The sequence below is a fragment of the Actinomadura chibensis NBRC 106107 genome, assembly GCF_001552135.1.
GTDB lineage: Bacteria > Actinomycetota > Actinomycetes > Streptosporangiales > Streptosporangiaceae > Spirillospora > Spirillospora chibensis.
In genome coordinates this window covers 19,355-43,940 of sequence record NZ_BCQP01000035.1, presented here as the reverse complement: position 1 = coordinate 43,940, position 24,586 = coordinate 19,355, and the positions used below count along the sequence as shown (strand labels likewise).

General features: G+C 73.8%; 22 protein-coding genes. 9 read left to right on the top strand and 13 right to left on the bottom strand.

Annotated features, from left to right (window positions below; all coding sequences use genetic code 11):
• Nucleotides 1-121 precede the first annotated feature (121 nt).
• On the top strand, nt 122-2,527 hold the full coding sequence (locus ACH01S_RS20070) for a HelD family protein (RefSeq protein WP_067893432.1): 2,406 nt from the start codon (nt 122-124) through the stop codon (nt 2,525-2,527).
• A gap of 12 nt (nt 2,528-2,539) precedes the next feature.
• On the opposite strand, the gene ACH01S_RS20065 is transcribed toward ACH01S_RS20070, so the two are convergent.
• Complete coding sequence (locus tag ACH01S_RS20065; protein WP_067893430.1) at nt 2,540-3,235, bottom strand: FadR/GntR family transcriptional regulator; 696 nt, start codon at nt 3,233-3,235, stop codon at nt 2,540-2,542.
• Nucleotides 3,236-3,554: 319 nt separating this feature from the next.
• Here ACH01S_RS20065 and leuA point away from each other — a divergent pair, with 319 nt between their 5' ends.
• Nucleotides 3,555-5,228 (top strand): 2-isopropylmalate synthase, encoded by a 1,674-nt coding sequence (leuA, locus tag ACH01S_RS20060; RefSeq protein WP_148344630.1) that lies wholly within the window; start codon nt 3,555-3,557, stop codon nt 5,226-5,228.
• Nucleotides 5,229-5,420: 192 nt separating this feature from the next.
• Nucleotides 5,421-7,394 (top strand): Xaa-Pro dipeptidyl-peptidase, encoded by a 1,974-nt coding sequence (locus ACH01S_RS20055; RefSeq protein WP_246236996.1) that lies wholly within the window; start codon nt 5,421-5,423, stop codon nt 7,392-7,394.
• A 75-nt stretch (nt 7,395-7,469) separates the two neighbouring features.
• Here ACH01S_RS20055 and ACH01S_RS20050 read toward each other — a convergent pair whose 3' ends face one another.
• The 3 genes from ACH01S_RS20050 to ACH01S_RS20040 form a co-directional block, all read right to left on the bottom strand.
• The gene (locus tag ACH01S_RS20050; RefSeq protein WP_169809312.1) at nt 7,470-9,092 is read right to left on the bottom strand and encodes a flavin monoamine oxidase family protein; all 1,623 of its coding nucleotides are present in this window, start codon (nt 9,090-9,092) and stop codon (nt 7,470-7,472) included.
• Between the two features lie 299 nt (nt 9,093-9,391).
• A complete protein-coding gene (locus ACH01S_RS20045) occupies nt 9,392-10,171 on the bottom strand; it encodes an MBL fold metallo-hydrolase (RefSeq protein WP_067893422.1) in 780 nt (259 codons plus the stop codon).
• A gap of 71 nt (nt 10,172-10,242) precedes the next feature.
• On the bottom strand, nt 10,243-11,328 hold the full coding sequence (locus ACH01S_RS20040) for a DNA polymerase domain-containing protein (RefSeq protein ID WP_067893419.1): 1,086 nt from the start codon (nt 11,326-11,328) through the stop codon (nt 10,243-10,245).
• Between the two features lie 64 nt (nt 11,329-11,392).
• On the opposite strand from ACH01S_RS20040, the gene msrB reads away from it, so the two are divergent.
• Entirely contained in the window at nt 11,393-11,794 is a 402-nt protein-coding gene (gene msrB / locus ACH01S_RS20035; protein WP_067893418.1) for a peptide-methionine (R)-S-oxide reductase MsrB, read from the top strand.
• A 21-nt stretch (nt 11,795-11,815) separates the two neighbouring features.
• On the opposite strand, the gene ACH01S_RS20030 is transcribed toward msrB, so the two are convergent.
• The 3 genes from ACH01S_RS20030 to hemG form a co-directional block, all read right to left on the bottom strand.
• Nucleotides 11,816-12,406 carry a hypothetical protein gene (locus ACH01S_RS20030; protein WP_148344607.1) on the bottom strand — a complete coding sequence of 197 codons (591 nt, stop codon included), beginning with the start codon at nt 12,404-12,406 and terminating at the stop codon, nt 11,816-11,818.
• A 110-nt stretch (nt 12,407-12,516) separates the two neighbouring features.
• Nucleotides 12,517-13,215, bottom strand: a complete 699-nt coding sequence (gene hemQ / locus ACH01S_RS20025) for a hydrogen peroxide-dependent heme synthase (protein ID WP_067893414.1) — start codon at nt 13,213-13,215, stop codon at nt 12,517-12,519.
• On the bottom strand, nt 13,172-14,671 hold the full coding sequence (hemG, locus tag ACH01S_RS20020) for a protoporphyrinogen oxidase (protein ID WP_067893412.1): 1,500 nt from the start codon (nt 14,669-14,671) through the stop codon (nt 13,172-13,174). The genes hemQ and hemG overlap by 44 nt, the downstream gene beginning before the upstream one ends.
• 193 nt (nt 14,672-14,864) lie before the next feature.
• On the opposite strand from hemG, the gene ACH01S_RS20015 reads away from it, so the two are divergent.
• Nucleotides 14,865-15,806 carry a DUF4349 domain-containing protein gene (locus tag ACH01S_RS20015; protein WP_169809311.1) on the top strand — a complete coding sequence of 314 codons (942 nt, stop codon included), beginning with the start codon at nt 14,865-14,867 and terminating at the stop codon, nt 15,804-15,806.
• On the opposite strand, the gene hemE is transcribed toward ACH01S_RS20015, so the two are convergent.
• On the bottom strand, nt 15,803-16,819 hold the full coding sequence (hemE, locus tag ACH01S_RS20010; RefSeq protein ID WP_370671580.1) for a uroporphyrinogen decarboxylase: 1,017 nt from the start codon (nt 16,817-16,819) through the stop codon (nt 15,803-15,805). The two genes, ACH01S_RS20015 and hemE, sit on opposite strands and share 4 nt — an antisense overlap.
• 255 nt (nt 16,820-17,074) lie before the next feature.
• On the opposite strand from hemE, the gene ACH01S_RS20005 reads away from it, so the two are divergent.
• The 4 genes from ACH01S_RS20005 (at nt 17,075) to efeU (ending at nt 20,442) form a co-directional block, all read left to right on the top strand.
• On the top strand, nt 17,075-17,281 hold the full coding sequence (locus ACH01S_RS20005; RefSeq protein ID WP_067893405.1) for a hypothetical protein: 207 nt from the start codon (nt 17,075-17,077) through the stop codon (nt 17,279-17,281).
• A gap of 154 nt (nt 17,282-17,435) precedes the next feature.
• Nucleotides 17,436-18,002, top strand: coding sequence for a DUF3000 domain-containing protein (locus ACH01S_RS20000; protein WP_067893403.1), 567 nt, complete (start codon nt 17,436-17,438; stop codon nt 18,000-18,002).
• A 282-nt stretch (nt 18,003-18,284) separates the two neighbouring features.
• Nucleotides 18,285-19,481, top strand: coding sequence for a ribonuclease D (locus tag ACH01S_RS19995; protein WP_067893546.1), 1,197 nt, complete (start codon nt 18,285-18,287; stop codon nt 19,479-19,481).
• A gap of 100 nt (nt 19,482-19,581) precedes the next feature.
• Nucleotides 19,582-20,442 carry an iron uptake transporter permease EfeU gene (gene efeU / locus ACH01S_RS19990; RefSeq protein ID WP_067893402.1) on the top strand — a complete coding sequence of 287 codons (861 nt, stop codon included), beginning with the start codon at nt 19,582-19,584 and terminating at the stop codon, nt 20,440-20,442.
• 72 nt (nt 20,443-20,514) lie between these two features.
• Here efeU and ACH01S_RS19985 read toward each other — a convergent pair whose 3' ends face one another.
• From ACH01S_RS19985 to ACH01S_RS19965, 5 genes are all read right to left on the bottom strand, one after another.
• Nucleotides 20,515-20,877 carry a hypothetical protein gene (locus ACH01S_RS19985; protein WP_067893400.1) on the bottom strand — a complete coding sequence of 121 codons (363 nt, stop codon included), beginning with the start codon at nt 20,875-20,877 and terminating at the stop codon, nt 20,515-20,517.
• A 102-nt stretch (nt 20,878-20,979) separates the two neighbouring features.
• Complete coding sequence (locus ACH01S_RS19980) at nt 20,980-22,173, bottom strand: ABC transporter permease (protein WP_067893398.1); 1,194 nt, start codon at nt 22,171-22,173, stop codon at nt 20,980-20,982.
• A complete protein-coding gene (locus ACH01S_RS19975) occupies nt 22,170-22,856 on the bottom strand; it encodes an ABC transporter ATP-binding protein (RefSeq protein ID WP_067893395.1) in 687 nt (228 codons plus the stop codon). The genes ACH01S_RS19980 and ACH01S_RS19975 overlap by 4 nt, the downstream gene beginning before the upstream one ends.
• Nucleotides 22,853-23,902 (bottom strand): peptidoglycan-binding protein, encoded by a 1,050-nt coding sequence (locus tag ACH01S_RS19970; RefSeq protein ID WP_067893394.1) that lies wholly within the window; start codon nt 23,900-23,902, stop codon nt 22,853-22,855. The genes ACH01S_RS19975 and ACH01S_RS19970 overlap by 4 nt, the downstream gene beginning before the upstream one ends.
• Nucleotides 23,899-24,408 carry a hypothetical protein gene (locus tag ACH01S_RS19965; protein ID WP_067893544.1) on the bottom strand — a complete coding sequence of 170 codons (510 nt, stop codon included), beginning with the start codon at nt 24,406-24,408 and terminating at the stop codon, nt 23,899-23,901. Before ACH01S_RS19965 ends, ACH01S_RS19970 begins: the two co-directional genes overlap by 4 nt.
• Between the last annotated feature and the right edge of the window lie 178 nt (nt 24,409-24,586).

Sequence of the window (24,586 nt, the reverse complement as noted above, 5' to 3'; positions counted from 1 at the left end):
AAGAAGATCTTCTGGGCGGCCCGGAAAGATCGCGCACGACGCGTGGAAGGATGGTAGGGTGGCGGCTTACATCAGTGCGCACACAAAAAACCCATCCTATGTATAGGAGTGTACCCGAGACATGGGACTCCGTCAAGCGGACGCTGTCAACCCCTCCGGCGCGGAAACGGCGCGCCGGGCCGCGCTGCGCACCGAGCAGGAGTACGTCTCGCGCGTGTACGCGCGGCTCGACGTCGAGCGGGCGCGCGCCGAGGAGGCGCTGCGCGCGGGCCCGGCGGCTGGCGGCGGCAGCGTGCTTCAGGCCCGGGTGGAGAGCGCCGTCGCGACCGAGGAGGCGGCCCGGCGGCTGGCGAGGCTCGGCGGCGTCGAGCACGGCCTGTGCTTCGGCCGCATCGACCACCGCGCGGACGCCGACGGCCCCGGCGACACGTTCTACATCGGCCGGATCGGCCTGCGCGACGAGGACCACGAGCCGCTGCTGATCGACTGGCGGGCCGCCGCCGCGCGCCCGTTCTACACCGCCACCCCCGGCGCGCCCGGCACCCTCGCGCGGCGCCGCCACCTGCACCTGCGCGGGCGGGAGGTGGCGCGGCTCGACGACGAGGTCTTCGACCTGGAGGGCCTGGCGGAGTCCGAGCGGCGCGGCATCGTCGGCGAGGCCGCGCTGCTCGCCACGCTCCGCCGCGGCCGGACGGGCCGCATGAGCGACGTCGTCGCCACCATCCAGGAGGAGCAGGACCAGGTCATCCGGTCGGGGCTGCAAGGGGTGCTCGTCGTCCAGGGCGGTCCGGGCACCGGCAAGACGGTCGCGGCCCTGCACCGCGCCGCGTACCTGCTCTACACGCACCGGGACGTCCTCGAACGGCGCGGCGTGCTCGTCGTCGGGCCGAACGCCACGTTCCTGCGCTACATCGAGCAGGTCCTCCCGGGGCTGGGCGAGACCGACGTCGCGCTGGCCACGGTCGGCGAGCTGTACCCGGGGCTGAAGGCGACCGCCGTGGACCGGCCCGAGGTCGCCGTGGTCAAGGGCGACCTGCGGATGGCGGATCTGGTCGAGGCGGCCGTGCGCGACCGGCAGCGCGCGCCCGCCGAGGGCCTGAGCGTCGAGTACGAGGGCATCACCCTGGTCGTGGACGCCGAGAAGTGCGAGCGGATCAGGGACACCGCGCGCGCTCTGCCCCTCCCCCACAACATGCAGCGGCGGCGGTTCGTCCACGACCTGCTGGAGGCCCTCGCCTTCAACCGGGCCGAGCAGTACGACCGCATCATGGACGAGCCCCTGGAGGAGATCGCCAAGAACGGCGGGCTGCCCGACTGGATCCAGGAACTCATCGACGAGGCCGAGGACGTCCCCCTCCTGGACGAAGCCGACCTCCGTCTCGCCAAGGCGGACCTCTGGCACGACACCGCCGTCCGTACCGCCGTCAACGCGCTGTGGCCGGAGCTGACGCCCGAACGGCTCCTGACCGACCTCTTCGCCGACCCGGGCGAGGTCGCCGCCCAGGCCGGTCTGACCGAGGCCGAGGCCGAGCTTCTGCGGCGCCCGGCCGGAAGCCCGTGGACGGTCTCCGACGTCCCCCTCCTGGACGAGGCCGCCGACCTCCTCGGCAAGGACGACTCCGCCGACAAGGCCCGCGCGCGCGCCGCCGCGGCCAAGCGCGCGGAGGAGGCCCGGTACGCGCAGGAGGTCATCCAGACCACCGACTCGGCGGAGGCCGAGAAGCTCACCGCGAGCGACCTGATCTCCGGGAGCGACCTGGCCGAGCGGCACGAGGACGCCGGACCGCCGCTCACCACCGCCCAGCGCGCCCTCGCCGACCGCGAATGGGCGTACGGGCACGTGATCGTGGACGAGGCGCAGGAGCTGTCCGCGATGGCCTGGCGGACGGTCATGAAGCGCGTCCCGACCCGGTCGCTGACCGTCGTCGGCGACATCGCGCAGACCGGCAGCGCGGCGGGCGCCGCGTCCTGGGGGCAGATGCTCGACCGGTACGTCCCCGGCCGCTGGCGCGAGCAGCGCCTGCTCGTCAACTACCGGACGCCCGCCGCCATCATGCGGGTCGCCGCCGAGGTGCTCGCCGCCGTCGCGCCCGGCGAGACGCCGCCGGTGCCCGTCCGCGACGACGGCCCGCCGCCCGCCGCGCTCGCGCTGCCGGTCGGCGAGCTCGGCCCGCTCGTCCGGTCCGAGCTGTCGATCGTCGCCGGGGGCGAGCCGGACGGGGCGTTCACCGAGGGGCGGCTCGCCGTGGTCACCTCCGCCGCGTGGCGGCCCGGCGTCCTCGCCGCGCTGCCGGACGCCGCCGTCGGCGCGACCCCGGAGGCCCTCGACTCCCCCGCCGTCGTGCTGACCGCCGAGGAGGCGAAGGGGCTGGAGTTCGACTCGGTCGTCGTGGCCGACCCGGCCGGGATCCTCGCCGAGTCGCCGAAGGGCGGCCAGGACCTGTACGTCGCGCTGACCCGTGCCACGCGGCGGCTGACCGTCGTCCACGACGGCGAGCTGCCCGCGCTCCTGTCGAGCCTGGCCTGAGCGGGCGCGGCGTCAGGGGGCGTGCTGGAGGGCGGCGAGGGTCTGGCGGAGCTCGGCCTCGATGATGCGTCCGGCGGCGGAGGCGTCGCGGTCGCGGACGGCCTCGACCAGGGCGGCGTGCGCGGCGCGGCCGTGGACCGCGTCGGCGGCGCGGACGTCCACCAGGGCGGCGAGGTCGAGGAGGCCGTCGCGCAGGACGGGCACGAACCCGGCGAACAGGTCGGCGAGGACCGGGTTGCCCGCGGCGGCGACGACGGCGGTGTGCAGCGCGATGTCGGCGTCGATGAACGCCTCGACGGCGGGCCCGGCGAGGGCGGCGTCGCGGGCGGCGAGGGCGGCGTCGAGCGCGGCGAGGTCGGCCGGGGTCCGCCGGTCCGCGGCCAGCTCGGCGGCGCGCACCTCCACCATCATGCGGATCTCGTAGACGTCGGCGACGGACGCGCGGCGCAGCCGGGTCGGCCAGTCCTCGTCCGGCTCGGTGGCGGTCACGAAGACGCCGGAGCCGTGCCGGGCCTGGACGAGCCCCGCCCCGGCCAGCGCCCGCAGCGCCTCACGGACGGTCGAGCGGCCGACGCCGAGCTCCTTCGCGAGGGTCGTCTCACCGGGGAGCTTCGTCCCGACCGGCCACGTCCCGGCGGCGATCTGGTCGCGGAGCCGGTCGGCGGCCTGCTCGACGAGCGGGCTGGGACGCAGCGGGCCGAGCGGCATGCTGTTCCTCCTCCGGCGGGTTCTGCGCGTGGATGTCGTCGTGTGGTGGGCGCCACGCGGTGTCCGCCGAGTCTAGCGGCCGCTCAGCTTGTCTGAGGAGCTGAGGTGTGAGTAGGGTGGCGGTCATGGCATGGCGCGTCCTTCTCCTCGGCCGCCGCGGCGGGGCCTGATCCGGACCGGCACCCCGCCGCGGGGTCCGGTGCCGCCGGTCGTCCGGCGATCGTTGAGGACAAGCCCCATGACCTTCCCGACCCTGCGCACCCCGTCCGGCCCCGTGCCGGAGGGCGCGCCCTTCTGGAACCCGCAGCGCGGCAGCTCGATGCCGTTCCACCGCTACCGCTCGATCCACGACCGCGTGCCGTCGCCGGTGCCCGCCGTCGACCGGACGTGGCCGTCCCGGCGGCTCACCGCCGCGCCGCTGTGGGTGCCCGTCGACCTGCGCGACGGCAACCAGGCGCTGGCCGAGCCGATGGACACCGCCCGCAAGCGCCGCATGTTCGACCTCTTCGTCGCGATGGGCTTCAAGGAGATCGAGGTCGGCTACCCGTCGGCGAGCGAGACCGACTTCGGCTTCGTCCGGCACCTGGCCGAGACCGGGATCCCGGACGACGTCACCCCCGTCGTGTTCACCCCGGCGCGCACCGAGCTGATCGAGCGGACGTTCGCGTCGATCGAGGGGCTGCCGAGGGCGGTCGTCCACCTGTACACCGCGACGGGCCCGACCTGGCGGGACGTCGTGCTCGGCGCGGACCGCGACGGCGTCCGGAGGCTGATCCTGGACGGCGCCGCCGACGTGGCCCGGCTCGCCCGCCCCGGCGTCCGGTTCGAGTTCTCCCCCGAGACGTTCAACTTCACCGAGCCCGACTACACGCTGGAGGTGTGCGACGCGGTCACCGGGCTGTGGGACGCGTCCCCCGACCGCCCGGTGATCCTGAACCTGCCCGCCACCGTCGAGATCGCCACGCCGAACGTGTACGCCGACCAGATCGAGCACATGCACCGGAACCTGGCCCGGCGGGACGCGGTGATCCTGTCCGTCCACCCGCACAACGACCGCGGGACGGGCGTCGCCTGCGCCGAGCTGGCGGTGCTCGCCGGGGCGCAGCGCGTCGAGGGCTGCCTGTTCGGCAACGGCGAGCGGACGGGCAACGTCGACCTCGTGACGCTGGCGCTGAACCTGCACGCGCAGGGCGTCGACCCGATGGTGGACTTCTCCGACGTCGACGAGATCCGCCGGACGGTCGAGCACTGCAACCGGCTGCCCGTCCACGAGCGCCACCCCTACGGCGGCGACCTCGTCTACACCGCGTTCTCCGGGACGCACCAGGACGCCATCGGCAAGGGCATGGCCCGGCACGCCGCGCGGGCGGCGGAGCTCGGCGTCCCGCCGGAGAGCCTGCCGTGGGACGTCCCGTACCTGCCGATCGACCCCGCCGACGTCGGCCGCGGCTACGAGGCGGTCGTCCGGGTGAACAGCCAGTCCGGCAAGGGCGGCATCGCCTACCTGCTGCGCACCGGCTACGGGCTGGAGCTGCCGCGCCGCGTGCAGATCGAGTTCTCCCAGGTCGTGCAGCGGGCCGCGGACGGCAGCGGGGAGGAGATCACGGCCGCCGAGCTGTGGGAGCTGTTCCGCGCCGAGTACCTCGACCGCACCGGCCCGGTGGCGCTCGTCCGGTGGCGGACGGCGCACACCGGCCCCGCGCGGCACGACTTCACCGGCGTGATCCGCGTGGACGGCGACGAGCGCGAGTACTCCGGCGCTGGCAACGGCCCGATCGCCGCGCTCACCGACGCGCTGCGCGCCGCCGGGGTGAAGGTGGACGTCCTCCGGTTCGTCGAGCACTCGACCGAGGAGGGCCACGACGCGGCGGCCGTCGCCTACGCCGAGTGCCGCGTGGACGGGACGACGTCCTGGGGCGCGGGACGCGACACGTCCGTGCTCGCCGCGTCGGTGCGGGCCGTGCTGTCGGCGGTCAACCGCGCGAAGGGCTGAGCGCCGCCCGGCCGGTGCGGGCGCCGTCCACCGCGCCGTCCACCGCGACGGGCCCGCGGCGGCCGGGAAGGCAAGGGCAGGACATGACCAAATCCGGTCCGAGATAGGCGAGCGCCGCCCTTTACCCGGCGTCCGCGGGCGAGGACCCTGTGCCCCCGTAGAGATCATTTTCTGAATCGGGAGGTGCGGGTCTTGGCCAGGCGATCCCTGAGACGAACCCGGCGGACGATGACGGTGGCCGTGCTGACCGGCGCGGCGCTCGCCGGGGCGGGCGGCGGCGCGACGGCGCTCGCCAAGCCGCCCCCCAAGATCGTCGTGAAGCACGGCGTGACCCAGCCGGTCTTCTCCTACAAGGACGCGATCCGCGAGCACGTGTACGTCGAGTCGAGCGTGGACAGCGACGGCGACGGCAAGAAGGACCGCGTCAACGTCGACATCATCCGGCCCAAGGAGACCGAGAGCGGCCTCAAGGTCCCGGTGATCATGGACGAGAGCCCGTACTACGACAACGCGGGACGCGGCAACGAGAGCGAGCGCAAGAACTACGACGCGAACGGGAACCCGCTCAAGTTCCCGCTGTTCTTCGACAACTACTTCGTCCCGCGCGGCTACGCCTACCTCGCCGCCGACATGATCGGGACGACCCGCTCCGACGGCTGCCCGGTGAGCGGCGGCCCGTCCGACGTGCTCGGCGGCAAGGCCGTCGTCGACTGGCTGAACGGGCGCGCGAAGGCGTTCCGGCCGGACGGCAGCGAGGCGAAGGCCACCTGGACCACCGGCCGCACCGGCATGATCGGCAAGTCCTACGACGGGACGCTCGCGAACGGCGTCGCCGCGACCGGAGTGCAGGGCCTGGAGACGATCGTCCCGATCTCGGCGATCAGCGGCTGGTACGACTACAGCCGGATGAACGGCGTGAAGTACACCGACGACGAGCAGCCCTGGCTCGCCGACTACGTCGACACCGACCCGCCCGCCAAGTGCGCCGCCGTCCGCGCGGCCCTGGACCAGGGCGAGGACGACGCGACCGGCAACTACAACGACTACTGGAAGACCACCGACTACCGCAGCGGCACGATCACAGACGTCAGCAAGGTCCACGCCAGCGTCTTCGCCTACCACGGCGTCAACGACCTCAACGTGAAGGACAACCACTTCGCGCTCTGGTGGGAGGGCCTCAAGAAGCAGGGCGTCGAGCGGAAGGTGTGGCTGTCGCAGCGCGGCCACGTCGACCCGTTCGACATCCGCCGGGACGACTGGGTCAACACCCTGCACCAGTGGTTCGACCACGAGCTGATGAACGTCCGCAACCGGGTGATGAAGGCGCCGGCCGCCGACATCGAGGTCGGCCCCGACCAGTGGATCACGCAGGCGGACTGGCCCGCCCCCGACGCGCGGCCGCTCACCCTGCGGCCCGGCCCGAACGGGACGCTGGGCACGCAGCAGGCCCCGGAGGGCGCCACGGCGGGGTTCACCGACGCCCCCGGCCCGTCCGGAGCGGGCTACCCGGAGGGCACCATGGTCAGCGACCCGCAGACGGCGCAGCCGTACCGGGCCGCGTTCGTGTCCGACCCGCTGCCGCAGACCGGCCGCCTGTCCGGCACGCCGGACGCGACGCTGCGCGTCAAGCTGGACAAGCCCACCGCCAACCTGACGGCGCTGCTCGTCGACTACGGCGACGACACCCGCGTCGACTACCTCGGCGCCGGCTCCGGGATCAAGACGCTCACCACCGAGGACTGCCACGGTGAGAGCACGCCCGACGACGACGCCTGCTACAAGCAGACGCAGGTCACCACGGTGAAGTCGGCGGTGAACGTCGTCGCGCGCGGCTGGCTGGACGCGCAGAACGCCACGTCGCTGAGCAAGCCGAGCCCGTTCGTGCCCGGCCGCTACTACGACGTCAAGTGGACGACGCTCAGCCAGGAGTACGTGTTCAAGAAGGGGCACCGGGTGGCCCTCGTCCTCGCCGGCACCGACGCCGACTACAACCAGGAGAAGGCCACGGGCGCGAAGGCGACCGTCGACCTGCGCGGCAGCTCGATCACCGTCCCGGTGGTCGCGACCGGGCGGCACGTGGGCCCGCTGGTCGCGCCGAAGTCGCTGACGCCGTGGCAGGGCCCGTCCGGGGTCACGCTGCCCGTCCAGGAACGCAGGTTCTCCTGAGCCGGTGAACTGAGGAGGCCGCCGCCCCCGCCTGGGGCGGCGGCCTCGCGGCGTCGGCACGCCGTCGGCAGGTCGTCAGCGGCCGGTCGTCAGCAGCCGCGAGTCGGGGGCCCGGTGGACGGTCACGCGGCCCGCGGGCCGGCCGCCGGTGAGCGACTCGAACGCCCACTCGGCGGACATCATCGCGCCCTCCTGCCAGCCGGGCAGCGGGCTGACCTGGTCGCCGATCACCATGAAGTTGCCGTGCCCCTGGACGTTGACGAGGGTCTCGTACCGCTCCCGGTGCTCGGCGAGGGTGTGGTCCCAGTCGGCCCAGGCGCCGAGCTGGTAGGGCACCTTGTGCCAGGCGACGGAGATGCCCGACCGGTCCGGGATCACGGACCGGTCGGCGAACTCGGCGTGCAGCCGCACCCCGGCCGCCCGGGCCGTCTCCAGCCGCTCGGCGTGCGGGCGGTCGCCGAGCTTGCGCCCGCTGCCGTAGGACGCGTACGCGCCGAGCAGGACGCCCTTGTCCGCGCGGGAGAAGTAGCCGGAGGACGGGTACCAGATCTGCGTGACCTCGTTGTCGATCAGGCTGATGCCGCCGTAGATCCGGTACTCGTCCGATTCCCAGAACCGCCGGTTCGCCTGCCAGCCGATCTTGCACGAGGGCGCGAACTCGACGCCCGCGACGGCGCGACCGAACTCGGCGGAGAACCCGGCGAGTTCGACGGACCCCCTCAGCACCGGGACGGGAATGCTGCTCAGGCAGTAGTCGAACCTCGTGTCGTGCTCGCCGCGGGCGTCCTTCCACGCGACGCGCACCCCGTCCTCGGCCGCCCTGACGGCATGGACGGGCGCGTTGAGCGTGACCGTTCCGGCGGGCAGCGCGGCGGCCATTCCGCGGACGATGGCGTCCATTCCGCCGACCGGCTGGAACATGGTGACCTGGTAGCCGAATCCTAGGTCCCAGTAGAAATAGTGGTCCCAGAATCCGCTGGCCAGCAGGTCCGGAAGAGATAGCGGGTCGAGTTTCTCGGGCTGCTGGTCGACGTCGAGCGGTTTGGCGATTCCCGAGCGCAGCGAGCCTTTGTAGGCGTGGTCGGCCTTGTCGAGGTCGCCGAACTCGTCCAGCAGGCCGAGCAGCCTCTCGCGCTGCGCGGCGCTCAGCTCACCGTCGAGCAGCCCCTTCCGGACGGCGGCCGCCGCGCGCTCGGCGACGAGCCCGCGGACGTCGTTGGAGATCCGGGTGCGCGGCACCGGCGCCCGCCCCCACGCCGAGTCGGCCTGGTACAGGTTCCTCGCGCTCTGCATGAGGAACGGTTCGAGCTGGATGCCGAGACGCCGGCACATCCCGAAGACCCGCTGGTCGTCGAAGGAGAGCCGGGCCGGGCCGAGGTTGGCGTAGAGGCCGCGGTCCAGCCGGCACGTCTGGGTGCGGACCGACCCGTCCGCCCACACCTCGGTGATCCGGTCGCCGCGGCGGGCGGTGAAGCTGCGGCCGCCGACACGTCCCTGCGCCTCCAGGACGGTCACCGCGTACCCCGCTTCGACGAACTTGAGGGCGGCGGTCAGCCCGCTGACCCCGGCGCCGAGGATCGCCACGGTCCCCCGCCCGCCCCCCTTCCGCGGCGGCGCCGCGGCGCCGGTGGGCGCGGGCGCCGCGTGGGCCGGGGCGACCCCGGTCATGGCCTGCAGCAGGGTCGCGGACGCGGCCATGCCGAGGAACCTGCGGCGCGAAGAGCCATCGTGCGACTGGTCCATCATGCTCCTTCAGGGGAGACGTCGACGGGCGACACATGAACGGACAGCACGGTAAATGACAAAAGCGCTCACTGATAGCCGATAAAAAAGCGCGATTTGATCACTTGATGCGGGAGTGACAGCTCACCGCACGCGAAACCCGCCCCGTCCGGGACCGGTCAGTGAAATTCGACACAAAGCCATTATCGGCACCCCGTTTTCGACGGAAGGGGCCCGCCGTCCCACCCCTCCAGGGGCGGCGGGCCCGCGGGGTGTCAGAGGCCGATCTCCTCACCCGGCTTGAGCAGGTGGAGCCGGGCGTCGAGACCGGCGGCGGCGAACGCGGGCGCGATCGTGTCGCGGCCCTGCGTGAAGTGCCCCCAGCCCTCGAAGTGCAGCGGGACGACCCGCGCCGCGCGCAGGATCCCGGCGGCCTCGGCGGCGGCCGCGCTGCCGAGCGTGAGGTCGCCGTCGACGACCGGGGTCCGCGCGGCGCCCGCGAACAGCACCGCGACGTCGACCGGCGCGAACCGGTCCGCGATCGCGCGGACGACGTCCAGGGACGCGTTGTCGCCGCTCACGTACACGGTGGGCAGCCCGTCCCCGGACAGGACGAACCCGGTGACCGGGCCGGTGAACTGCTCGGTGCCGTCCGGGCCGTGCTGGGCCGGGACGCCCGTCACCCGGAGGGTTCCCCCATCGGGGCGCGGAAGCTCGACGTCCTCCCAGTTCGGGAGCGCCCGGGCGGTGCCGCCGAGCCGTCCGGCGGCGGCCTCGGTCGTGAGCGTCAGCGGGACGTCGGCGAGGAACGCGCGGCCCCCGGTGTCGAGGTTGTCGGGATGCTGGTCGTGGCTGAGCAGCACGGCGTCGACGGGGCCGATGTCGTCCGGTCCGGCGATGGCGTCGGAGGTCTTGGTCAGGCTGCGCGGGCCGATCGGGTACTCGCCCGCCGGGTCGAACGTCGGGTCGGTGACGAGTCGGACCCCGCCGATCCGCAGGACGGCGCTCGGCCCCCCGAGGTACCTGACGTTCAGCAGTGACTCCGTGCCGGACATGGGACCGCCTTCCTCTTGATCGATCGGTTGCGTACTCACCGGTCAAGCGGGGGCCTCGGCCGGAAATTCCCTCACGAGCGGTTGTCGGTGTCCTTGCTCGGCTGGACGCGTTTCGGCTCGCCGGGCATCTTCGGATAGTTCGGTGGATAGGGCATGTCGCCGAGGCCGTGCTCGCGTTCGTCCCGGTCGGCGAGGTCGAGCAGGCCCTCCAGGGAGAACGCCTCGTCGTCGATGGAGGCGTGCAGGTCGCCCACCTTCGCGAAGCGGGCGGGCATGGTGGCGATGGTGAAGTCGTGCGGGTCGGCGTCGGCCAGTTCGTCCCAGGTCACGGGCGCGGAGACGGGCGCGTGCGGGGCCGGGCGGACGCTGTAGGCGGACGCGATCGTCCGGTCGCGGGCGTTCTGGTTGTAGTCGATGAACACCTGCTCGCCCCGCTCCTCCTTCCACCAGCGGGTGGTGACCTCGGCGGGGGCGCGGCGCTCCACCTCGCGGCCGAACGCGAGGGCGGCCCGGCGGACCTCGGTGAACGTCCAGCGCTGCTCGATCCGCACGTAGATGTGCACGCCGCCCTTGCCGGACGTCTTGACGAACCCGGTGAGCCCCAGCTCGGCCAGCAGCTCGCGGGCCGGGCCGAGCGCCACCCGAACCGCGTCGGAGAAGTCGGTGCCGGGCTGCGGGTCGAGGTCGATGCGCAGCTCGTCGGGATGGTCGACGTCGCCGTCCCGGACGGGCCACGGGTGGAAGGTCAGCGTGCCGAGGTTGGCCGCCCAGGCGATCACGGCGACCTCGGTCGGGCACACCTCGTCGGCGGACCGGCCGCTCGGGAACGCGATCTTGGACGTGCGGACCCAGTCGGGCGCGCCCTTCGGCACGCGCTTCTGGTAGAACGCGTCGGACTTGCCCGCCCCGTAGCCCGCCTGGCCGCGGGCGTAGTCCTCCCGGGTGGCCATGCGGGCGCCCTCGAAGACGCCGGCGGGCCAGCGCTCCAGCGTCGTCGGGCGGTTCCGGGTCGCGCGCAGGATGCCCTCCCCCACGGCGATGTAGTACTCCACGAGCTGGCGCTTGGTGTAGCCGTGCTCAGGAAAGTAGACCTTGTCGGGGTTGGACACCTTGACGAGCCGATCCCCGACCGGGATCTCGATGTAGGGCGAGGCCATGCAAGCACGTTAACCCACAGGTCGGACAGGCGGCCGGGACGGGGAGCCGGGTACCGTCGAGGGTATGGAGAAGATCCGCAAGAGCGAGGAAGAGTGGCGGGCCGAGCTCAGCCCCGAGGAGTTCCACGTGCTGCGGGAGGCGGGCACCGAGAAGCCGTTCACGGGCGAGTACACCGACACGAAGACCGTCGGCGTGTACCGCTGCCGCGCCTGCGGGACGGAGCTGTTCCGCTCGGAGACCAAGTTCGAGAGCCACTGCGGCTGGCCGTCGTTCTACGCGCCGTCCGACTCGGACGCGGTCACCCTGATCGAGGACCGCTCGCTCGGCATGGTCCGGACCGAGGTCCGGTGCGCGGTGTGCGACTCGCACCTCGGGCACGTGTTCCACGGCGAGGGCTACGCCACCCCGACCGACGACCGGTACTGCATCAACTCGATCTCGCTGACCCTCGAACCCGCCGAGTAGCCGCCCGGCGGGCGGGCCCGGCTACGGGGTCTCGCTGACCTCGCAGGAGTCCTTGTCGCTCTGCTTGTTGGCGAGGATGACGCTGCCGTTGTCGTCGCTCTCCCCGTGGACGAACACGCGGGGCTCGTCGTCGCCGCCGTCCTTGAGGAACTGCGTCGTCCACTTGCAGAGGTCGAGGGCGGGCTTGGAGTTCTCGTCCTTCTCCTTGAGGTCGGTGTAGACCCGGACGAAGCTGCCGCTGCGCCGGACGTCCGTGACGTGCTTGACGACCTTCTTCTCCGGGTCCTTGCTCTCGAAGTAGGGCATCGCGTCGGTGACCTCGTCGGGGTCGCCGACCGCGTCCACCTCCTCGTGCGGGGACGGCGACGCCCCGGCGCGGGCCTCGGCGGCCGTCCGGGACGCGGGGCCCGGGCCGCCGCCACCGCCGGGCAGCGCGAGCGCGGCGCCCGCCGCGAGCGCCGCCGCCGCGGTGAGCCCGGTCCCGGCGAGGACCAGCCGGCGCCGCCGCGAGGCGACCAGCCGGTTCCAGCGGACGGCGAGCGCGGACGGCGGCTTCGCGTGCCGGCCGCGGGACTGCTGCTTGGCGGGAGACTGGACGGGAGACTCGGTCACGGACCGCACCCTACTGCCGATCCGCCGCCCGCTCGGCCCGTCCCCGCCGGGACGGCCGAACGAGTCGCCGGGACGGCCGGGCAAGTCGCCGGGACGCTGGGCGAGGACGGCTAGGCGAGGTTCGCGACCAGCTCGCCGACCGGCTTGCGGCGCCCGGTGTAGAACGGCACCTCAAGGCGGGTGTGCAGGCGCGCCCGCGCGGCCCGCAGGTGCCGCATCAGGTCGACGATCCGGTGCAGCTCGTCGGCCTCGAACGCGAGCATCCACTCGTAGTCGCCGAGCGCGAACGACGCGACCGTGTTGGCGCGGACGTCCGGGTACTCGCGCGCCATCTTGCCGTGCTCGGCGAGCATCGCGCGGCGCTCCTCGTCCGGCAGCAGGTACCACTCGTACGACCGGACGAACGGGTACACGCACACGTAGGCGCGGGGCTCCTCCTCCGCGAGGAACGCCGGGATGTGGCTCTTGTTGAACTCGGCCGGGCGGTGCAGCGCCATCTGCGACCACACCGGCTCGCTCGCGCGGCCGAGGGCCGTCCGGCGGAACCGGGTGTAGACCTCCTGGAGGTCGTCGGACGTCGGCGCGTGCCACCAGAACATGTAGTCGGCGTCGGCGCGCAGCCCGGCGACGTCGTAGGCGCCGCGGGTCGTCACGTCCTTCTCGGCGGCCTGGTCGAGGAGGTCCTGGACCTCGGCCGCGTCGCGCTCGCCGACCGTCCCCGGCCGCGCCACCCGGAAGACCGACCACATGGTGTAGCGGATGACGTCATTGAGTTCGCGTGCCTTCGGCCTGCCCGCCGGCTGCGTCATGGTCTGCTCCTTCTCGGCTGCGCACATGGTCGAGGATCCGGGCCGCCGCCGCGCTCGCCGAGGCGACGCACGCGGGGATCCCGAGGCCGTCGTAGGCGGCGCCCGCGACGGCGAGCCCCGGCACCTCGGCGACCGCCGCCCGGACCTTGGCCACGCGGTCGGCGTGGCCCACGTTGTACTGCGGGAGGCCGCCGCCCCACCGGGTCACCCGGCTCTCGACGGGCGGCTCCGACACGCCGCAGGTGGCGGCGAGCTCGGCGGTCGCGGCGGCGACCAGCTCCTCGTCCGGGCGCTGGAGGACGTGCTCCTCGCCGAACCGCCCGATCGAGCACCGCGCCGCGAGGACGCCGGGGTCGTGGTCTCGCAGGTGAGGCCATTTTACCGAGCTGAACGTGACGGCCTTGACCCCGCGCCCGCCCCGCTCGGGATCGCTCTCCACGGCCGGGACGAGGTACCCGCTCCCCTCCGGCGGGCGCGGGAACGCGGCCACCCGGTAGGCGAGCGTGACGATCGCCATGCTGGCGTACTCGATCCCGGCCAGCTCGCGGGCGGCGGCGGGGACGTCCGGCTCCAGCAGCCGGGCCGCGGGCGCCGCCGGGACGGCGATCAGCACGGCGTCCGCGTCGAGCTGCTCGGGGTCGCGGGCCGGGCCGACGGTGAGCCGCCAGCCGCCGTCGCGGCGGCGCAGCTCGCGGGCCATGGCGCCGGTCCTGACCGTGCCGCCCGCGGCGGCGATGTCGTCCGCGATCAGGTGCGGGAGGGTGCCGAGGCCGTCCGGGAGGGTCGCGAAGACCGGGCCCGGGTTCGCGGGCGCGGCGGCCCTGACGTCCTGCACCGCGTTGATCAGCGACCGGCGGGTGCGCGCGGCCGCGGCGACGGCGGGCAGCGTCGAGTCGAAGGACAGCAGCTCGGCACGGCCCGCGTAGACGCCGCCGAGCAGCGGCTCGACGAGCCGGTCCACGACCTCCCGGCCGACCCGCGCGCCGATGAACTCGGCGACCGACACGTCCTCCCCGCGCGGCGTCTCGGGCAGGACCAGGTCGAGCGGCACGCGCGCCAGCCCGGCCGGGGACAGCACCCGCGCGGCGGCGAGCGCCCGCAGGTCCGACGGGACGCCCATGACCTGCCCGGACGGGATCGGCCGCAGCGCCCCCCGGCTGAAGATCCCCGAGGACGTGGTGCCAGGGTTCACGAGGTCGTCGGCCCGGCCCAGCGCCCCGACCAGGCCGAGGCCCTCGGGACGGCGGGCGAGCATCGACTCGGCGCCCTCGTCCACCGGGATCCCGGCGATCTCGCTGACCCGCAGCTTGCCGCCGATCCGCGGGGAGCCTTCGAGGACGGTGACCCGGAGGCCGTCGCGGGCCAGCAGGCGCGCGGCGGCGAGGCCCGCGATGCCGCCCCCGACGACCACCGCGTGCGCGGCCTTGGCGGTCTTGACGGCGCGGGACGTGCTCATGTCCTCCAGCCTCCCAGACGACCCGCGGGACCGCGCACCGGGGCCGCCGGGCCGCCGCGCCGCCGTGATTGCGGTGTGCCTCGTTCGTGCCCGGATCGCGACTCGGGCGCGGGAACGGTGATCCGCACCACCTCGTCCAAGCGCCATGCGGATCGTCAGGAACGTCGGGCTTGTGCGGAACGGACCGGGAACCATGAGACGGGCGCGCGTCCCCGGCGCGCTGGCCGTCCTGCTGGTCGCGGGGACGCTGGCGGCGTGCGGGGGCGGCGGCGACTCCGGCGGGGGCTCGGACTCGGCCGACCGCGGCGTGGCCGGGGCCCCGGCCGCGCCGAGCGCCGAACGCGCCCCGGCGGGCGGCACGGCCGGGCGGACCGGCGAGCGCGGCGGCACGCCCCGCCCGCTGGCGCCGCTGGACGCCGGGCGGGAGGTCGTCCACACGGCGCGGCTCCAGGTCCGGGCGAAGGACGTGGACGCGTCCGCGACCCAGGCGAAGCAATTGGTCGGCGCGGTCGGCGGCTATGTCGAGCGGGAGTCCAGCTCGACCGACCCGGCCCGCTCGGAGATCACGCTGAAGATCCCCGTCGCGCGGTACGGCGAGGTGCTCGACCAGCTCGGCACGCGGCTCGGCGCGAAGCTGTCGCTCACCCAGGAGGCCGAGGACGTCACGGGCGAGGTCGCGGACGTCGAGGCCCGCGTGCGCTCGGCCAAGGCGACCCTCGACACCTACCGCAAGCTGCTCGGACGCGCGAGCTCGATCACCGAGATCATGAACATCGAGAACGAGATCGCGGGACGCGAGGCCGACCTTGAGGCGCTCCAGGCGCGGCAGAAGGCGCTCAAGAACCGCACCCAGTTCGCGACCGTGACCGTGGTCCTGGTGGGCAAGTCCGTCCCGGCCGAGACGAAGCACGACCGGGGCGGGTTCGTCGGCGCGCTCGGCGACGGCTGGGACGCGCTCACCGCGTTCGCGGGCGGCGTCGCCGTCCTGCTGGGCTGGCTGCTGCCGTTCCTGGTCACAGCGGCGGTGCTCGGCGCCCCGGCGCTGGTCTTCCGGCGCCGCCTGCGCGCCCGCTTCGGACGCCGCCGCCCCCCGGCGGCCGCCTCCGCGCCGGAGAACTCGTCCCCGTCCAGCTAGAGCGCGTCCTCCTGGCTCGCCTCGTGGACGAGGTCCGCGAGGCGGGCCAGCACGTCCGGGTCCGTCGACGGCAGCACCCCGTGCCCCAGGTTGAAGATGTGCCCCTCGGCGGTGCGCCCGCGGGCCAGCACGTCGCGGGCGCGGCGCTCGACGGTCTCCCACGGCGCGAACAGGATCGCCGGGTCGAGGTTGCCCTGCAGCGCCTTGCCCGCGTCGACGCGGGCGACGGCGTCGTCCAGCGGGACGCGCCAGTCGACGCCGACGACGTCCGCGCCCGCCTCGCCCATCAGGCCGAGCAGCTCGCCCGTCCCGACGCCGAAGTGGATGCGCGGGACGCCGAGCGGCTCGATCTCGGCGAAGATCCGGCGGGTGTGCGGCAGCACGGACTCGCGGTAGTCCTGCGCGGCGACCGCGCCGACCCACGAGTCGAACACCTGCACGGCGCTCGCCCCCGCCGCGACCTGCACCTTCAGGAACGCGATCGTGAGGTCGGCGAGGCGGGACATGAGGTCGTCCCACAGCTCGGGCTCGCCGTACATCATGGCCTTGGTGCGCTCGTGGTTCTTCGACGGCCCGCCCTCGATCAGGTACGAGGCGAGGGTGAACGGGCCGCCCGCGAAGCCGATCAGCGGGGTCGCGCCCAGCTCCCCCACCAGGCCCTGGACGGCCTCCGTCACGTACGGGACGTCGTCCGGGACGAGCGGCCGCAGCATGGCGAGGCCCGCCGCGTCCCGGATCGGGTCGGCGATCACCGGCCCGACGCCCGGCTTGATGTCGAGGTCCACGCCGACGGCCTTGAGCGGCACCATGATGTCGCTGAAGAAGATCGCCGCGTCCACCGCGTAGCGGCGCACCGGCTGCATCGTGATCTCGACGATCATGTCCGGCCGGGCGCACGACTCCAGCATCGGGACGCCGTCGCGGACCCGCAGGTACTCCGGCAGCGACCGGCCGGCCTGCCGCATGAACCACACGGGCGTGTGCGGCACGGGCCGGCGGCGGCACGCCAGCAGGAAGGGGCTCTCGGCGAGGCCGCCGTGCTCGGGCGGGCTCGCGTTCGCGTCGTCGGTGCGGGATGCGTCAGCGGTCACGGTGCGATCGTCCCATGGACGGACGGTGGGAAAGCACCCGGACGCCCCCCTGAGCGGCACGAACTTCCGGACACGCCGAGCGAAGTCCCGCATTCTGTCACCGGCGCGTGCGAACGTGATGCGTGTCATAGCCGAGGGAGGTCCCCCTTGTACTGTTCCACCTGCGGTGATGAACGTATGTTCGAGCAGCCGCCGTGTCCGGACGGTCATGGCGAGGAGTGTCCCGAGCGGGCCTGCGTCGAATGCGGCTCGGCCGTCTTCGTCGGCTCGGTGGTGACCGCGCCGGTCACCGGGTCCCAGCCCGCCGCCTCCTCCTCCGCCCTCGCCGCCCCCGCGCCCGGCCCGGCCGACCGCCGCGCCGCCACCGTGCGGGCCGTGGCCTGACCGGCCCGGCCCCCGAGACGAAACCACCTGTGCCGTGCCTGCTTCCCCTCCGCGTCCCCCGGCCGTCGCCCGCGGCGGCTCCGATGTCCGGCATCACCGACCCGAGTCCCGCCCCCGCACCCGACCACTCCCCCGCACCCAGGCCGGTCCACCCATGAACCCACCTGCCTTCCAGCGGGCGCTCGACACGCTGCGCGAGATCCTCGACGGGCCCGGCCTCCGGCCGGAGCTCGACCTTGAGGACATGCCCGCCCCGCAGAGCCTCGCGCCGTACGCGGCGGCCCTGTCCGGAAGCGTCTACCGCGACGACGACACCGAGGTCGCCATGGGCCGCCTCATCGTCCTCTACGACCCCGACGGCCGCGGCGGCTGGACGAACGGCTTCCGCGTCGTCGCCTACATCCGCGCCGACCTGGAGCCCGACATCGCCGCCGAGGAGCTGATCGGCACCGTCGCGTGGGACTGGCTGCTCGAAGCGCTGGAGCCCGCCGGGTTCGCCGGCGTCTCCGGGACGATCACCCGCGCCGTGTCCGAGAGCTTCGGCGACAAGCGGGGCGAGCCGTCCACGACGGAGCTCGAACTGCGCGCCTCCTGGTCCCCGACCGGCGACGACCTCGCCCCGCACGTGGCGGCGTGGTGCGAGGTGATGTGCACCACGGCGGGGCTCCCGCCGTCCGGGGTCGCCGCGCTGCCGGACCGGCCTGGCGGCGCGGGCGGTTGAGCGACGTACGGTAGGGGGCGTGACCACCAGCGTCCGGAACCGAGGCGGGGGAGCACACGCGAGCAGGCTGCCGATTTCGTCCGCCGGTGTTCCGCAGGGCCTCGAACGGCTCGTCGATCCGAGGATGAAAAAGGTTCAGTGGGAGTGTCCGAAACGCGCGCGACCGGGCCCGAGCGGGACGCCGGTGCGGAGAACACGGCCGCGAGGCGGCCAAGGACCGTTCCAGAGCAGGCCGTCCGGCCGCCCGAGGACGAGCCGGGCGACGGCCCCCCGGCCGTCCCCCTGCTGGAGCCGCGCGAGGGCGTGCCGCCCGTGGTCACGGGCGCGGCGGAACTGGAACGTGTCATCGCCGCCTTCGCCGCGGGATCCGGCCCCGTCGCGGTCGACGCCGAACGGGCCTCCGGCTACCGGTACGGGCAGCGCGCGTACCTGATCCAGCTCCGCCGCGCGGGCGCCGGGACCGCGCTGATCGACCCGATCGCCCTGCCCGACCTGTCCGGGCTGGACGCCGCGCTCGCCGACGCCGAGATGGTCCTGCACGCCGCCAACCAGGACCTGCCCTGCCTCGCCGAGGTCGGGCTCGTGCCGCGCCGGCTGTTCGACACCGAGCTGGCCGGGCGGCTGCTCGGCTACCCGCGCGTCGGCCTCGGCTCGATGGTCGAGAACGTCCTCGGCTTCGTGCTGGAGAAGGGGCACTCGGCCGCCGACTGGTCGACCCGCCCCCTCCCCGAGGACTGGCTCCGCTACGCCGCGCTCGACGTCGAGCTGCTGGTCGAGCTGCGCGACGCCCTGCGGGCCGAGCTGGCCGACGCGGGCAAGCTCGACTGGGCGCTCGAGGAGTTCGCCGCGATCCTCACCACGCCGCCGAAGCCGCCGCGTCCGGACCCGTGGCGGCGGACGTCCGGCATCCACCGGGTGCGGAACCGGCGGGCGCTCGCCACCGTCCGCGAGCTGTGGGAGGCCCGCGACAAGATCGCCCGCGAGCGGGACCTGTCCCCCGGCCGGGTGCTGCAGGACGCCGCGATCATCGAGCTGGCGCAGCAGACCCCCGGGACGCCCGCCGAGCTGCAGGCCCTGCCGACCATGCGCGGCCGCGGCGCCCGGCGGCACCAGTCGGCGTGGCTGCGCGCCGTCGCCCGCGCCCGCGCGCTGTCGGACCGCAGGCTGCCGGAGCCGACCGTGCCCGGCGACGGGCCGCCGCCCGCGCACCGCTGGGCCGACCGCGACCCGGAGGCCGCGAAGCGGCTCACCGCCGCCCGCGCCGTCGTCGCCGCGCTCGCCGAGGAGCACTCCATGCCGTCGGAGAACCTCATGCAGCCCGACTTCGTCCGGCGGCTCGCCTGGACGCCGCCGGACGAGGCGTCGCCGTCCGCCGTCGCCGCCGTCCTGCGCGACCTCGGCGCCCGCCGCTGGCAGATCGAGCTGACCGCTCAGCCCATCGCCCGCGCCTTCCACCGGCTGGAGCACAAGGAGGGCTGATCTTCACGTTCCGGACATCTTGTCAGGGGCGGGCGAGAGGAACACACTGGCTTAGGTTAGGTTTGCCTAAACACAGGTGTGTGATCAGGAGGAGCGCGCGATGCTACTGGGCAACTTCCTCATCGGGCTGCGGGAAGGGCTTGAGGCCGCCCTGGTCGTGAGCATCCTGATCGCGTACCTGGTGAAGACCGGCAACCGCGCGGCCCTCCTGCCCGTCTGGACCGGCATCGCCCTCGCCGTCGCGCTCGCCGCCGGGTTCGGGATCGCGCTGAGCGCCGCCTCCTCGGAGATGCAGTTCAAGACGCAGGAGCTGTTCGGCGGCATCCTGTCGATCATCGCGGTCGGGCTCGTCACCTGGATGGTCTTCTGGATGCGCAAGACGGCCCGCTTCATGAAGGCCGAGCTCGAAGGCAAGCTGGAGGGGGCGCTGAACGTCGGCCCGCTCGCGCTCGCCGCCGTCGCGTTCCTCGCCGTCGGGCGCGAGGGCCTGGAGACCGCGCTGTTCCTCTGGACGAACATCTCCAACTCCTCCGGCGGGTCCACCCAGCCGATCACCGGGGCGTTCCTCGGCCTCGCCGTCGCCGTCGCGCTCGGCTACCTGCTGTACCGCGGCGGCCTCAAGATCAACCTGAAGCGGTTCTTCACCTGGACGGGCGCGGCCCTGATCGTCGTCGCCGCGGGCGTGTTCGGCTACGGCTTCCACGACCTCCAGGAGGCCGAGGTCTTCCCCGGCCTCGGCTCGGTCGCGCTGGAGCCGCACGCCTTCTTCGCCAAGTTCGGCGACGCGGGCGACTGGATGCAGACGGTCTTCCAGGGCGTCCTGAACGTCACCCCGCAGATCACCTGGCTCCAGCTCATCATGTGGCTGGCCTACCTGGTCCCGGTCATGGCCCTGTTCCTGCGCAACCCGTCCACGTCCAAGCCCGCCAAGGCCAAGACCACCGAACCCGTAACGCCGTAACTCCCAGGGGGGCGCCCCCCCTGGAACCCCCGTCACGACGCGGACGGCCTCCGGCCGCCCGGCCCGTGCTGTTCAGAGGTCGGGGAGGGGGTCTCGCGGGAGGCTGTCGCGGGCGAAGATCTCGGCGTCGGCGGCGTTGACGACCGGGACGTACTCGTCGTCCAGCTCGAAGACGGCCCCGCCGAACTCGAACGAGGCGCCGACGCCGGTCTCCACCGGGCCGATCCGGGTGCCGCGCGGGTAGCTGCCCCAGACGCTGCGCGGCGTGCCGCGGCTCATCGCGCCGGTGGAGATCACCGCGACCTGGTCGTCGGTGACGACGAAGATGAAGCCCGCGCCGCCGCCGAAGGCCAGCGCGGGGAAGATGTAGCGGATCTCCCCGTCGATCCCGAGGAACTCCCGGCAGCGCTCCCGGAGCGGGCGTGGCACCGGCATGGCGTACGAGGCACCTCCCCCAGGCGGAACTTCGGCGGGCCCCGGGGTGAATTCTGCGGGCCCGTCCCAATCATGCACCGGTTCGTCGGGACGTCGCCAGACTCAGACGGCGGCCAGCGCGAGGGTCGGCGGGAGCCGCGCGGCGCGCATCGCCGGGTACAGTCCGGCGGCCGTGCCGATCGCGAGGGTCGCGGCGAGCGCGCCGCCGAGCGCCCACACTGGGATGACCGGCGGCCATCCCTTCCACACCGCGAACCCGGCGGTCACGACCGTGCCGAGGACGACCCCGGCGGCGCCGCCGAACGCCGACAGCAGCAGCGACTCGGCGAGGAACTGCGTCCGGACCTGGCCGCGCGTCGCGCCCAGCGAGCGGCGCAGCCCGATCTCGCGGCGCCGCTCCAGCACCGAGATCACCATGGTGTTGGCGACGCCGACGCCGCCGACCAGCAGCGCGACCGCGCCGAGCCCGAGCAGCAGCCCGGTGAACGCGCCCGCCGCCGCGGCCTTCGCCTCCAGCGCGTCGGACGGGCGGCTGACCTCGACCTCCTCGGGGTGCTCGGGGTTGACCGTCCGGGCGAGGACGGCCCGGACGTCGGCCACCGCCCCGTCCGCCGACCGCTCGTAGATCGTCGTCGGATGGCCGTCGAAGCCGAGGTGGCGGCGGGCCGCGTCCCAGCCGACGAGGGCGGACCGGTCGATCTCCGGCGCCAGCTCGGCGGGCCGCAGCACGCCGAGGACGACGAACCAGCGCCCGCCGATCCACACCTGGCCGCCCGCCCGGTCCACGCCGAGCCGCCGCGCCGCCTCCGCGCCGAGCACGACGCCGGGATAGCGCTCGGTGCCCGCGTTCAGCCAGCGTCCGCCCGCCATGCCGACGTCGAGGGTGCCGAGCAGGTCCGTCGTCGCGGCCTGGACGGCGATGCCCTGCGTGACCTCCTTCGGGATCCGGTCGGTGCGGCGGACGGTCGCGTCCACCGAGCCGGTCGCGCCGACCGCGGTGACCGGCCCGATCCGGCGGACCATCTCCGGCGCCGTCTCCGGCAGCGCCGCCTTCCCGCCGAACAGCGTGTCGCCGGGCGCGGCGGTCAGCAGGTTCGTGCCGAGCCGGTCGAGCCGCCGCAGCAGGTCCGCCTTGCTGGACGAGGAGATCCCGATCACCGCGACCATCGTCGCGATCCCGATCGCGATGCCGAGCGCGGACAGCACCACCCGCGTCGGACGCGACCGCAGCCCGCCGAGCCCGACGCGCAGGACGTCGCCCGCGCCGAGCCGCGCGGGCGCCAGTGCGGAGCTCATACCGCGCCCACCTCCATCCGCTCGTCCGCGACGATCAGGCCGTCCCGGACCCGGACCCGGCGCGGCGCCGCGGCGGCCACGTCCAGGTCGTGGGTGATGATCGCGACGGTGGTCCCGGCGTCGTTCAGCTCGTCCAGCAGGGCGAGCACCTCCGCGCCCGCGGCGGAGTCGAGGTTGCCGGTCGGCTCGTCGGCGAGCAGCAGGTCCGGCTCCCCGACGACGGCCCGCGCCACCGCGACCCGCTGCTGCTCGCCGCCGGACAGCTCGTGCGGGCGGTGCCCGGTCCGGTGGCCGAGCCCGACGCGCTCCAGCGCGTCCCGCGCCCGCTCCCGGCGCTCCCTACGGGAGGCGCCGCCGTACAGGAGGCCGTCGGCGACGTTGTCGAGCGCGCTCACCCCGGCGGACAGGTGGAACTGCTGGAACACGAACCCGATGTGCCGCGCCCGCAGCGCCGACAGCTCCCGGTCGCCGAGCTCCGATACCTCGTGCCCCGCGACCCGCACCCGCCCCCTGGTCGGACGGTCCAGCGTCCCGATCATGTGCAGCAGCGTGGACTTCCCCGACCCCGAGGGCCCGACGATCGCGGCCATCTCCCCCGGCGCGATCGCGAGGTCGACGCCGCGCAGCGCCGCCACGCCGCCCGCGTACTCCTTGGCCACCCCGGCCAGCTCGACGATGTTCACCGGGCCGGCACCCCGACCTTCACGCCCGCGCCGATCCCGGTCCCGGTGACCTCGACGCGCCCGCCGCCGAACGCCCCGGTCCGGACGGGCACGAGCCGCCGCGCCCCGTCCGCCGCGACGACCTCGACGCCGAAGCCGCCCTCGCGGAGCGCGAGCAGCGCCTCGACCGGCACCGACAGGACGTCCTCGCGCCGCTCGCTCTCCAGTTCCACGGTGACGGGGGCCTCGTCGAGGCGTCCCGTCCCGGCGCCGCCGAGGGAGATGTCGACGCCGACCGTGGTCTTCTTGTCCGGCCCGGTCCCGGTGCTCTCGGCCACGCTGCCGACCTTGGTGATCGTCCCGCCGACCGTCCTCCCGCCCGGCAGCTCCACGGTGACCTTCGCGCCCTTCCTGGCGAGATCCTGCTTGTCGGCGTCCAGGTCGACGTGGACGAGCCGCCGCGTCCCCGCCACCGTCAGGACGGGCTGCCCCCGCGCGACCCGCTTCCCCTCCGGCGCCGCGACCTCGCGGACGCGGACGGCGCCGTCCAGGAACACCACCTGATCAGGGCCGACCATTCCCGTCTCGTCCAGCCCCTTGTCGTCCTGCCATTTCCGGACGGCGCTCTCCGTCGAACCCGTGAACTCCTCATCGACGGTGATGCCGCCGTATCCGAGCGCCCGCAGATTCCGTTCCAGATCCCGGACGTCCTTGCCCGAGTCGCCCTGCCCGAGCGTCCGGTACATGGGGCTGCCGCCGTACATCAGCGTCACGGGCTTGTCGGCGACCTTCACCAGCGTCCCGCCCCGCTTGATCGTCGCCCCCGCCTCCGGCGCCCAGGTCACCACCCCGGACGCCCCCGTCCACACCTGCCGGACGCCCTCATACGTCAATTTCCCGTCCACTTTCTCCGTGTCGACGAGATCGCCCCGGCTCACCACGGCGGTCGTCAGAGGAATCCCGGACCCGGCCTTCGCCTCCCCGCCGTCCGACGTCCACGCCAGAACGCTCCCGCCCGCGACGACCACCCCGACGACGACCCCGCCCGCCACCACGGCCCGCCTCATTCCCCGGCCCCCGGCAGACTCCCCTGGCACGCCTTCCGCGCCTTCTCCACCGCGCCCCGATCGACCCCTTCGGACGGCAGCCTGATCTTCCCGTCCGGCCCGGGATCGGGCATGTCCACGCCGTGCTCACGCATGCACTGCGCGAACTCGACGTACTGGTCGCGCTTCTTCGGATCCTTCATGTCGGGCAATTTCCCGCCCGCCTGAAGCCATTGCTGGCACTGCTTCAACGCGGCCTGCAACTTCTCCCTGCCGGCGCCCTTCCCGAGCCGCAGCGCCGACGCGTCCCCCGACCCCGGATCGGGGACGTCCACCCCGTTCTCCCGCATGCACTGCGCGAACTTGAGCCGAGAGTCCTCCGCCGAAAGCGAAGCACTGGGCGACGCCGAAACCCCGCCCGCGGCGGCCCCACCCGCACTGGCCACACCGCCCCCGTCATCACCGCCACCGCACCCCGCACCCCCGACCAGCACCGCGACCACGACGACCCACACCTTGAATCCCATGCCGTCCTCTCCCCGGAACCACCCGGCCCCGAACCGAAGAGCCATCACACCGACCCCCGCGTTAAATGCGCATTAGCGGATGTCCGGGTGGGTTGGCGGAGCGTGCCGGAGTTTGCGGTGCCTGCCGGAATGTGCGGCGGCGGGTCCGCGGGGTCCTTGCTGATCAGGGGGAACTTGG

What these genes read in the sequence shown, in the direction of transcription:
- ACH01S_RS19985 (WP_067893400.1), bottom strand. Translation starts at nt 20,877, where the DNA reads ATGCCGGTGCCACGCCCGCTCCGGGAGCGCTGCCGGGAGTTCCTCGGG.
- ACH01S_RS19965 (WP_067893544.1), bottom strand. Translation starts at nt 24,408, where the DNA reads ATGGGATTCAAGGTGTGGGTCGTCGTGGTCGCGGTGCTGGTCGGGGGT.
- hemG (WP_067893412.1), bottom strand. Translation starts at nt 14,671, where the DNA reads ATGAGCACGTCCCGCGCCGTCAAGACCGCCAAGGCCGCGCACGCGGTG.
- ACH01S_RS20050 (WP_169809312.1), bottom strand. Translation starts at nt 9,092, where the DNA reads ATGGCCGCGTCCGCGACCCTGCTGCAGGCCATGACCGGGGTCGCCCCG.
- ACH01S_RS20040 (WP_067893419.1), bottom strand. Translation starts at nt 11,328, where the DNA reads ATGGCCTCGCCCTACATCGAGATCCCGGTCGGGGATCGGCTCGTCAAG.
- efeU (WP_067893402.1), top strand. Translation starts at nt 19,582, where the DNA reads ATGCTACTGGGCAACTTCCTCATCGGGCTGCGGGAAGGGCTTGAGGCC.
- ACH01S_RS20000 (WP_067893403.1), top strand. Translation starts at nt 17,436, where the DNA reads ATGAACCCACCTGCCTTCCAGCGGGCGCTCGACACGCTGCGCGAGATC.
- ACH01S_RS20045 (WP_067893422.1), bottom strand. Translation starts at nt 10,171, where the DNA reads ATGTCCGGCACGGAGTCACTGCTGAACGTCAGGTACCTCGGGGGGCCG.
- ACH01S_RS20005 (WP_067893405.1), top strand. Translation starts at nt 17,075, where the DNA reads ATGTTCGAGCAGCCGCCGTGTCCGGACGGTCATGGCGAGGAGTGTCCC.
- ACH01S_RS19980 (WP_067893398.1), bottom strand. Translation starts at nt 22,173, where the DNA reads ATGAGCTCCGCACTGGCGCCCGCGCGGCTCGGCGCGGGCGACGTCCTG.
- ACH01S_RS20070 (WP_067893432.1), top strand. Translation starts at nt 122, where the DNA reads ATGGGACTCCGTCAAGCGGACGCTGTCAACCCCTCCGGCGCGGAAACG.
- ACH01S_RS20065 (WP_067893430.1), bottom strand. Translation starts at nt 3,235, where the DNA reads ATGCCGCTCGGCCCGCTGCGTCCCAGCCCGCTCGTCGAGCAGGCCGCC.
- leuA (WP_148344630.1), top strand. Translation starts at nt 3,555, where the DNA reads ATGCCGTTCCACCGCTACCGCTCGATCCACGACCGCGTGCCGTCGCCG.
- ACH01S_RS19970 (WP_067893394.1), bottom strand. Translation starts at nt 23,902, where the DNA reads ATGAGGCGGGCCGTGGTGGCGGGCGGGGTCGTCGTCGGGGTGGTCGTC.
- ACH01S_RS20015 (WP_169809311.1), top strand. Translation starts at nt 14,865, where the DNA reads ATGAGACGGGCGCGCGTCCCCGGCGCGCTGGCCGTCCTGCTGGTCGCG.
- msrB (WP_067893418.1), top strand. Translation starts at nt 11,393, where the DNA reads ATGGAGAAGATCCGCAAGAGCGAGGAAGAGTGGCGGGCCGAGCTCAGC.
- hemQ (WP_067893414.1), bottom strand. Translation starts at nt 13,215, where the DNA reads ATGACGCAGCCGGCGGGCAGGCCGAAGGCACGCGAACTCAATGACGTC.